Annotated in this window: 4 protein-coding genes, 16 tRNA genes, 2 rRNA genes and 1 pseudogene; 21 read left to right on the forward strand and 2 right to left on the reverse strand. The window is 39.2% G+C overall.

Translation table 11 applies throughout. From position 1 onward, the window contains the following. From K1I43_RS15145 to K1I43_RS15905, 19 genes and pseudogenes are all read left to right on the forward strand, one after another. Window positions 1-111, forward strand: a 23S ribosomal RNA gene (locus K1I43_RS15145); the annotation flags it as partial. A gap of 139 nt (window positions 112-250) precedes the next feature. Then, window positions 251-367: ribosomal RNA gene (gene rrf / locus K1I43_RS15150) — 5S ribosomal RNA — on the forward strand. Window positions 368-398: 31 nt separating this feature from the next. Next, window positions 399-473, forward strand: a tRNA-Asn gene (locus K1I43_RS15155). A 5-nt stretch (window positions 474-478) separates the two neighbouring features. Beyond that, window positions 479-569 (forward strand) — tRNA-Ser (locus K1I43_RS15160). A gap of 21 nt (window positions 570-590) precedes the next feature. Beyond that, a tRNA-Glu gene (locus tag K1I43_RS15165) sits at window positions 591-662 on the forward strand. A gap of 6 nt (window positions 663-668) precedes the next feature. Continuing rightward, a tRNA-Val gene (locus K1I43_RS15170) sits at window positions 669-744 on the forward strand. A gap of 57 nt (window positions 745-801) precedes the next feature. Then, window positions 802-878, forward strand: a tRNA-Met gene (locus K1I43_RS15175). 5 nt (window positions 879-883) lie between these two features. Further along, window positions 884-959: transfer RNA gene (locus tag K1I43_RS15180), tRNA-Asp, on the forward strand. Window positions 960-964: 5 nt separating this feature from the next. Then, window positions 965-1,040 (forward strand) — tRNA-Phe (locus tag K1I43_RS15185). Between the two features lie 37 nt (window positions 1,041-1,077). Beyond that, window positions 1,078-1,153: transfer RNA gene (locus K1I43_RS15190), tRNA-Thr, on the forward strand. A 4-nt stretch (window positions 1,154-1,157) separates the two neighbouring features. Beyond that, a tRNA-Tyr gene (locus K1I43_RS15195) sits at window positions 1,158-1,242 on the forward strand. 4 nt (window positions 1,243-1,246) lie between these two features. Next, window positions 1,247-1,320 (forward strand) — tRNA-Trp (locus tag K1I43_RS15200). Window positions 1,321-1,328: 8 nt separating this feature from the next. Further along, a tRNA-His gene (locus K1I43_RS15205) sits at window positions 1,329-1,404 on the forward strand. Window positions 1,405-1,421: 17 nt separating this feature from the next. After that, window positions 1,422-1,496 (forward strand) — tRNA-Gln (locus K1I43_RS15210). A gap of 5 nt (window positions 1,497-1,501) precedes the next feature. After that, a tRNA-Gly gene (locus K1I43_RS15215) sits at window positions 1,502-1,573 on the forward strand. Window positions 1,574-1,584: 11 nt separating this feature from the next. Next, window positions 1,585-1,658: transfer RNA gene (locus tag K1I43_RS15220), tRNA-Cys, on the forward strand. 11 nt (window positions 1,659-1,669) lie between these two features. Further along, a tRNA-Leu gene (locus K1I43_RS15225) sits at window positions 1,670-1,755 on the forward strand. A 51-nt stretch (window positions 1,756-1,806) separates the two neighbouring features. Further along, window positions 1,807-1,891: transfer RNA gene (locus tag K1I43_RS15230), tRNA-Leu, on the forward strand. Between the two features lie 134 nt (window positions 1,892-2,025). Beyond that, window positions 2,026-3,043 (forward strand): annotated as a pseudogene (locus K1I43_RS15905) (tyrosine-type recombinase/integrase). Window positions 3,044-3,399: 356 nt separating this feature from the next. Here the strand turns inward: K1I43_RS15905 and K1I43_RS15240 are convergent. Together K1I43_RS15240 and K1I43_RS15245 are read right to left on the reverse strand one after the other, a co-directional pair. Next, window positions 3,400-4,833, reverse strand: coding sequence for an ApeA N-terminal domain 1-containing protein (locus K1I43_RS15240; protein ID WP_019418223.1), 1,434 nt, complete (start codon window positions 4,831-4,833; stop codon window positions 3,400-3,402). Window positions 4,834-4,947: 114 nt separating this feature from the next. Further along, window positions 4,948-6,120 carry an ISL3 family transposase gene (locus tag K1I43_RS15245; protein WP_116052118.1) on the reverse strand — a complete coding sequence of 391 codons (1,173 nt, stop codon included), beginning with the start codon at window positions 6,118-6,120 and terminating at the stop codon, window positions 4,948-4,950. Window positions 6,121-6,305: 185 nt separating this feature from the next. Between K1I43_RS15245 and K1I43_RS15250 the strand changes: the two genes are divergently transcribed. Further along, window positions 6,306-6,914, forward strand: a complete 609-nt coding sequence (locus K1I43_RS15250) for a transglutaminase-like domain-containing protein (protein WP_019418708.1) — start codon at window positions 6,306-6,308, stop codon at window positions 6,912-6,914. A gap of 916 nt (window positions 6,915-7,830) precedes the next feature. Further along, window positions 7,831-8,448, forward strand: coding sequence for a tyrosine-type recombinase/integrase (locus K1I43_RS15255; protein WP_019418706.1), 618 nt, complete (start codon window positions 7,831-7,833; stop codon window positions 8,446-8,448). Window positions 8,449-8,602: the final 154 nt, after the last annotated feature.

Genomic DNA, 8,602 nt, shown 5'->3' on the forward strand with positions numbered 1-8,602 from the left:
ATCGCGTCAAGCGAGTAAGATCCCTTGAAGATGACAAGGTAGATAGGTCCGAGGTGGAAGCGTGGCGACACGTGCAGCTGACGGATACTAATCGATCGAGGACTTAACTAAACACACAAGAAAAGCGGAGAACGGTTCTTGACGTAGTCAAGAAAACATCTGAACCCCTGTTATCTAGTTTTGAAGGAATAAAAAATGCTTGACAACAAAAAATATTCCTTTATAATAACATTTGTCTAAAGCATGTTTGCTCGGTGGCGATAGCGGAGAGGTCACACCCGTTCCCATCCCGAACACGGAAGTTAAGCTCTCCAGCGCCGATGGTAGTTGGCGGGACACCGCCTGCGAGAGTAGGACGTTGCCGGGCAAGGTAATGCATAAATCACTTTTACGATTATTCCGCAGTAGCTCAGTGGTAGAGCACTCGGCTGTTAACCGAGCGGTCGTAGGTTCGAATCCTACCTGCGGAGCCATTTACGGAGAGCTGTCCGAGTGGTCGAAGGAGCACGATTGGAAATCGTGTAGACGTGATGAGCGTCTCAAGGGTTCGAATCCCTTGCTCTCCGCCAGCCACTTAGGAAATGATATATGGCCCGTTGGTCAAGCGGTTAAGACACCGCCCTTTCACGGCGGTAACACGGGTTCGAATCCCGTACGGGTCATCTTTTGGAGGATTAGCTCAGCTGGGAGAGCACTTGCCTTACAAGCAAGGGGTCGGCGGTTCGATCCCGTCATCCTCCACCATGTGTATAAAGTTTCTTGATGTATTTTGTTTCGTTGAATAGTTTTTTATTTCATCGTCGCGGGGTGGAGCAGCCAGGTAGCTCGTCGGGCTCATAACCCGAAGGTCGCAGGTTCAAATCCTGCCCCCGCAACCAATATTGGTCCCGTAGTGTAGTGGTTAACATGCCTGCCTGTCACGCAGGAGATCGCGGGTTCGAGTCCCGTCGGGACCGCCATGTACGGCTCGGTAGCTCAGTCGGTAGAGCAAAGGACTGAAAATCCTTGTGTCGGCGGTTCGATTCCGTCCCGAGCCACCATTTTGAATGATGTCGACTTAGTTTTCTTCATAATTGTGCCGGCTTAGCTCAATTGGTAGAGCAACTGACTTGTAATCAGTAGGTTGCGGGTTCAAGTCCTGCAGCCGGCACCATCGCGGAGGGGTAGCGAAGTGGCTAAACGCGGCGGACTGTAAATCCGCTCCCTTTGGGTTCGGCGGTTCGAATCCGTCCCCCTCCACCATTTTAGGGGCATAGTTTAATGGTAGAACAGAGGTCTCCAAAACCTCCGGTGTGGGTTCGATTCCTACTGCCCCTGCCAAAAACGTGGCGGCTATGGCGAAGTGGTTAACGCACCAGATTGTGGCTCTGGCATTCGTGGGTTCGATTCCCACTAGTCGCCCCATATACCTTTTAAAACGTTGGGGTGTAGCCAAGCGGTAAGGCAACGGACTTTGACTCCGTGATGCGTTGGTTCGAATCCAGCTACCCCAGCCATATATGCGGAAGTAGTTCAGTGGTAGAACACCACCTTGCCAAGGTGGGGGTCGCGGGTTCGAGTCCCGTCTTCCGCTCTTCGTTTTATGGCGGCATAGCCAAGTGGTAAGGCAGAGGTCTGCAAAACCTTTACCACCGGTTCGAATCCGGTTGCCGCCTCCATTTTTTTATGCGCCGGGGTGGCGGAATTGGCAGACGCACAGGACTTAAAATCCTGCGGTAGGTGACTACCGTGCCGGTTCGAGTCCGGCCCTCGGCACTGAAAAAGCTTGACAAAATAAGTTTGCATGATACAATTTAATTGTTTCATGCCGATGTGGCGGAACTGGCAGACGCGCACGACTCAAAATCGTGTGGGGTAGCCCCCCGTGTGGGTTCGACTCCCACCATCGGCATCGAAAATAGGAGAAAGGCTTTAGGGACAAGGGGTTTCACGTATGTGAAATCCCTTGTTTTTTATTTACCGAATTACGATTCGAGAAAAGAAAATCGTGTGCTTACAATCGTGTTCGGTAAGGTGAAATGGAAAGTGAAAAGAATAGAAAATGAGAGAGAATTGCAGAGAAAGAGCAAGAGAGGAAGAAGAGGAGAGTTGAGTCGTGAGGAGTTGTTGCTAATATCTGACGACAACACAGAAATTGAATACACATTTGAGGAATTGTTAGAGATATTTATTGAGGATTGCGAACTAAGAAATTTGCGGGAACATACGATTAAATATTATCGCAGTGAGTTAAACGCATTTGTAAAACTGCTGAAAGAGCAAGAAATCGAATTACGTGTAAGTGAATGGACAGGGGAAACCATTAAGCGAAATGTCATTATGTACATGAAAGAAAAAGGTCTTAAGACAGTCAGTATCAATTCCCGTTTGCGAGCCATGAGGGCGTTTTTTAACTTTTTGGAAGGACGGAATCTCATAAAAAGCAATCCGATGAAAGACATCAAATTGCTGAGGGATAGAAAAAGGATTGTAGAAACGTTTGACAACCAGCAGATAAAGGCGTTATTTAAAGCATGCGACCTTCGCACGTTTGTAGGTTTAAGGGATTATACGATTATGATGTTGCTGTTGGAAACGGGAGTTCGAGTAAATGAATTAGTAAGTATAAAAACAACGGATATCATTTGGGGGCAAAAAGTCATCCGCATTCGAAACACAAAAGGGGGCTTCGAACGTTTTGTTCCTATTCAAGATAAAATGATTAATCAGTTGAAAAAATATATAGCTGTTAGAGGGAGTGTGGATACTGATTATTTATTTATTTATTACCCGTGACGATACGCCACTCAGCAAAAAGCAAGTACAGGACAGAATTAAAGAGTATGGGAAAAAGGCAGGAATCAAGAACGTTCGCTGTTCCCCACATACGTTTCGCCATACTTTTGCTAAATTATGTGTGTTAAATGGGGCAAATGCATTTCAATTACAGGCAATACTGGGGCATACGTCATTGGAAATGACAAAAGTGTATGTAAATCTTTTCAGCAACGAGGTTCAGCAAGGGCATGCAAAATTTAGTCCGATAAATAGCTTATTCAAATAATTTGTAGTATTCACATTTTATAGTAGAAAGTTGTTCTATAACTTTATTTTAGAATAAAAAAGTGGTTTATTGTCTTATCAAGACCTGAAATCTAAAAATCCTTAAAAAATAAAGGTAAGCACATATTAGTCATGTTTAATATGTTTGCTTGCTTTTGCACTTCTTATTGACAAGAGATAACAGAGCCATTGGATAAATATCCTCATGCCAAAAATAATGTCATTTCTAATAAAGATTTAGATAAATCCAGCTATAAAAATGACGTGTCAAAACTGAAACTGCTGTCAGTTTGCACGTCATTTTGTATGCCATTTTTCATTTTACAGCCGAAAACAGAATACTTGCCACCTTTTTTGTTATGGTAATAAACGGTTATAAAAGCGATTTTCCTTTAATTTCTGAGCAATCGTTTTTTCAGGAACACCTAATGTAGTTAATAATAAAATCATAGCAAGACACTTTAACTGATGGTTAATTCGGAAAAGTTCATCTGTCTGTATTAGATTTGATGTATTTCCCTTATTAGGATGTGTCAAATGATTTCGGGTATTTACAATTTTGTCGATAAATGCATTAGGCTTTTCGTTATTCCCAATCAGAATCTTAATAGTTTCTTCATCCATTTTACTAAATAAATCTTTTATCCGTTTTCGCAATGAAAATTCGTTTCCGTATACTAACATACCTTTTAGTCTTTGTTTAAGGTCGTTATTTAATTTTTGAATATCAATTATTTCATTGATTTTTTTTAGATAAATTTCATATTCTTCTTGTTCCACATATGTTCCTCCATACCGAATTCGGTGAAATCCTTCTATCGAATGCATAAGATTAAGAAAATCAGTTTCTAAATATGGGTCACGATAAAAATTACTGACTACTAAATTATATATGGGATGGAGTTCTTCTTTAAGTTCAAACCATTTAGAAAAAACACTTTGAAATTTTTCTTGCAAATCCTTATAGGTAATTAGTAAATCATAACTCTGTAATTCCCTTGTGATTGATGGTTTAAACTGTCTAACGAATAACAGTCCTTTTTCTCTAATCTCTTCTGAATCTATTTTCTTGGTGTTTCCATAAACCATTATTTTATTAAATAATAGGCTGTGTCCAGTTAAAAGCGTTAACAGGCTTTTAATTTCGAAGATGGTTCTGCGAAACCAATTTATTGATTTGTTACTTTCTGGTGTGATTTTAAGGTAACTTGAATGATTCATATTAAATTTGTCTATTCCATCTCCAGATGTGTTTATAAAGTAAGCAGACTGTACGGTAGTTTGTTGTCCATTAATATTGCAGGTAAAAGAAAACACTTCAGGAAATCTATATCGAACATTAAGTTGCTGTAAAATATTATCCTCGTTCATGATTTCAGAGATTTCAAATGGAGCAATAGACAACCATTCAGATAAATGAGTAATATTAAAGGCAACTGAATGTATTTCAGGCGAATGTATAGAAGACAAATGAAATCCTGTTAGCATCATATTGGCAGTGTAAGCTGTTGTAGGAAAACCAGGAAAACTCATTTTCGAGCGTATTTGAAAGGTGTCCAGCAATGTTATTTTGTCTCCTTGACTTGTAAATCCAAAAATCACTTCGTTATGTTTATGCTCTAAAAAAATGTCTTCCTCAAATGAACCGAATAACTCAAGAGTGATGCGTCCATTTTCATAAATAAGTTCCCCAGCGATTTCTTGTTTATTTTCTTTTGAAGGAATCCACCAAATTCCCTTAACCTTAAAATTTTGATTCAAATTTTTATTATTAAGTTTGTCTGATGCCATTTTTTCCTGCCCCCTAATGTTAAATTAATGCTCTTTTCTAAAAGATTGTTGCTACATAAAAGGAAAAATGGAAAAATTTCGGTTCATCACCAAAAGATGTACTTGCACCAGCCATTAAAGTATGTTAGCTGTTTCTAACCAACCCCACAATGCAAAACGTTGGATATTTCTGTATCCGTATCCTCGACGTTTAATCAGCTTGATCTTGTTATTCGTTCCCTCCATTTTCCCATTCGAATAAGGCGATAACATGCACGATATGATTTCGTCTGTTCGTTTGACGAGTGATTTTGCGATGGCACGCACAACCGAACAAGGACAAAACGAATACCGATGAATCCAAACCTCCAAACGTCGTTTCGCCTGTTGCACGTCTTTGCTTTTGGACACATAGCGAAAATGTTGGAGCGATTGGTAGACAGACTTTAAGTAATCGCTTTCATTACACCATTCTCGTACCATTTGACGTTCTTCCTCCATCAGCTTCTCTGGACATTGGCTCAATAAACGACAAACGTAACGAACATTTCCGTGTTTCTTGCCTCCTTTGTCTACATATTTGCGACAACGCTCTAAAGCATCTGTAAACAGCTGAATGACATGGAAATAATCGACCACATGTGTCGCCTCTGGGCAAACTCTTTGAATCGCTTTTTTCATCGCTGGAGTTAAATCGCTCACGACAACCTGAACAGAACGAGACACATGAGCCAACGCACGTCCAATGGCTTCCTCGTTCTTTCCTGCTTCAATGGCATACACTTCTCCCGTTTCGGCATCCATGATCGCCACTCCGTAGTCATGCCCTTTTCGAAAAGCGAACTCATCGACACAAACCGCCTTTGGTTGGATGTCATTTGATAGGAAGGAAGGAGCATGAGTATAAAACCAACGTTCCACCGTCGTGTAAGGAAGCTTGAGCATCCGAGCCACTGCCAGAATGGATGTTCCGATGCAAGATTGCGCGCCCCATTGCTGAAAAGCATCCGTCGCCACACTTCGAGGAGAGATGGCTGGATAAGACGTGCTGAATGTCATGCCACACGTACCACAACGTCTGCGCTCTACAGGAAGTTCAATCCAAAAAATTCCGATTCGCTGAGCATAGCCATGCATCCATTGCTTCTTTTTGCATGTCATTTTGATCGTGCGCTTCAAGCAGACAGGACATAACGGGCATTGTTCGGGAAGAGAAAGTTCGAAAATCCAACGTTCTTCTTCTTTTCGTACCTTTTGAATCAAAACATCTGGTAAATCGATGAGTTCTTTGATAAACTGAGAGTACATGCGAATTTTCCTCCAATGGTTTGGTTTGGTCACCTTTACCATACAGGAAAATTCGCATTTTTTGTACCCTCTATTTTCTCTATGCACACCTATCTTAAATGATCAAGTACAACTTGTGGTGAAGATCCTTTTATTTAAACATTTGTATAATTATGTAAAATCATATTTGATAAGGGGGAACTAAAGTGGAACTAATTCCTGAGTCCACTAATTTAATGGATTATCTGGAAGAATTGGATGTTGTAAATTTTTCTCATTATTTAATTCAGAAAAAAATGAATAAATTGTTTCATGAAGGACAGTCAGAAATGGAAAAGGCTAAAATAGCATTTGAATTTGTAAGAGATGAGATTTCTCATTCGTGGGATATACAAAGCACAAGAGTTACATGTAAAGCTTCTGAGGTTCTTTACTATAAAGAAGGAATTTGTTATGCAAAATCAAATTTATTAGCTGCACTACTACGTTCGCAGGGGATACCAACTGGTTTTTGTTATCAACGATTGATGTTGTTTGATACGCCAGAAAAAGGTTATTGTATTCATGCTCTAAATGCAATTTTTCTGAAAACACTTAATAAATGGATTCGATTAGATGCTCGTGGTAATAAAAAGGGAATTGATGCTCAATTTTCAATTGACGAAGAAAAGTTAGCTTTTACTCCTCAAAAAGAATTTGATGAAAGAGATTACCCAATAATTTATGCGAAGCCACATCCAAAAACAATTGCTGTTTTAGAAGAACATACAGATGCATTAGAAATGTATAAAAATCATTTGCTAGAATATTTATAGTTGTTTAAGCTAAAGGTGGCGATAGTTGAACAAGGCATACAAAAAAGACCGATTTATTTCGGTCTTTTTCTGTGGTATAAAAATCAACACTGAAATTTAACAAAGCCGAAGATTTAAAAAAAGTGATAGGTAAAATTTATCTTTCGAAAACTTTTTATTCTTTTCTTATTTAAACTATCCCGAAAATTAGTATTTTCATCATTTGCTGGTGCCGTAAGCACGACATGGAGGTCTATACTGAAAATTTCTCTTTCCAGTATTTTAATAAGGTTATGTAACATAGTTGAACATTCCATTAATTTTACGAACGGTTGGCAATAGTTGAGTGACAAAAAGAAAACGTTTGGTTTTTAAAAAATTATCCAAGCGTCTTTGCTTAGTGTGTGTTCAATCTTATGCTAAATGGTCAATGAAATGATGATTGTTTTATGTTGTTATTTGAGATTTTGTACTTCAAAACCTTTTAGTTAATTATCTCAGTGCAGAAAAATTTATGAATTTTAATAATGCAGAAAAAAAGCAAGAAAAAAGTATTGACCAAAAATGAGATAATTTATATAATATCCCCAAACAGCACGAAGGTTCGAGTCGTATTCGGTAATAATGAACCAAAAAATGAGGAAATGAAAGAACCCCTTGTTGCATCTGGGTTTGCTTTAATTGAGAGGAATGCACGGTTTCATAATCGACTCAAAATCGTGTGGGGTAGCCCCCCGTGTGGGTTCGACTCCCACCATCGGCATCATACATAACCAAAAGCTTGTAAAGCCAATGCTTTGAGCAATTCAGGGCATTGGCTTTTTTGTTTTTTAGCGTGCTAAAGTAAAAGGTTAATCGTGTGGACAACAAGATGACACGTCCATCGCTTTATTGGACACCTTTAGGATTATGTTAATCTTAAAGGGGAGGAAGTAAGTTGGCAAAAGTACGGACTTTGAGAAGGGCGGAATTAGAAAAAACTTTGCGAGAACTGTACGAAGATTTTCAGCTAGAAAACAGAGTAAAAAACTTATCTGAAATGACAATCCGTTTTTATGAGCAAAATCTAGTCCATTTTTTTCGCTTTATGGAGGAAATGGCGATTAAGTATGTTAGGGAAATTGAGAAAAGACACATCGACAAGTTTATTATGTGGCTCAAAAATAAAGGATTAAAGGATACGACGATTAACACATATTTGAGGGCAACGAGGGCATTTCTTTACTTTGCTATGAGGGAAAATTATTTAATTAAATTTGAGATTAACCTTATTAAAGCCGATAAACAGCAAAAAGAGCCATACACAGAGGTTAAAAAGCTAATCAAAAAGCCGAATTTGAAGGAATGTGGCTTTGTAGAGCATCGAAATTGGGTATTGGTCAATTATCTTTTAGAGACAGGCAACAGGCTTAATACAGTCCTTAACCTAAAAGTCGGAGATATTGATTTAGAAAATGGAATGGTGGTATTAACGACAACGAAAAATAGAAAAGCACAATACAATCCGATTAGTGAGCATTTAGTCAAAAGCCTTAAAGAATACCAGGCGTGTTGATTATCCAATAAAATCCAAAGGGTATAGAAAAAGAGCACCTTTCCTGTAGAATGTGAGTAGCGACACAAACAAACCCAGGAGGTGCTCTCTATGAACAAGCATACCACACTCCCGAATTTGATGCAAAAACTTGTTTCGGATGAAGAGATTCAAC

Origin of the sequence: Anoxybacillus sp. ST70, from assembly GCF_019553625.1 — a bacterium.
GTDB classification, from domain to species: domain Bacteria; phylum Bacillota; class Bacilli; order Bacillales; family Anoxybacillaceae; genus Anoxybacillus; species Anoxybacillus gonensis.

What these genes read in the sequence shown, in the direction of transcription:
- K1I43_RS15245 (WP_116052118.1), bottom strand. Translation starts at nt 6,120, where the DNA reads ATGTACTCTCAGTTTATCAAAGAACTCATCGATTTACCAGATGTTTTG.
- K1I43_RS15240 (WP_019418223.1), bottom strand. Translation starts at nt 4,833, where the DNA reads ATGGCATCAGACAAACTTAATAATAAAAATTTGAATCAAAATTTTAAG.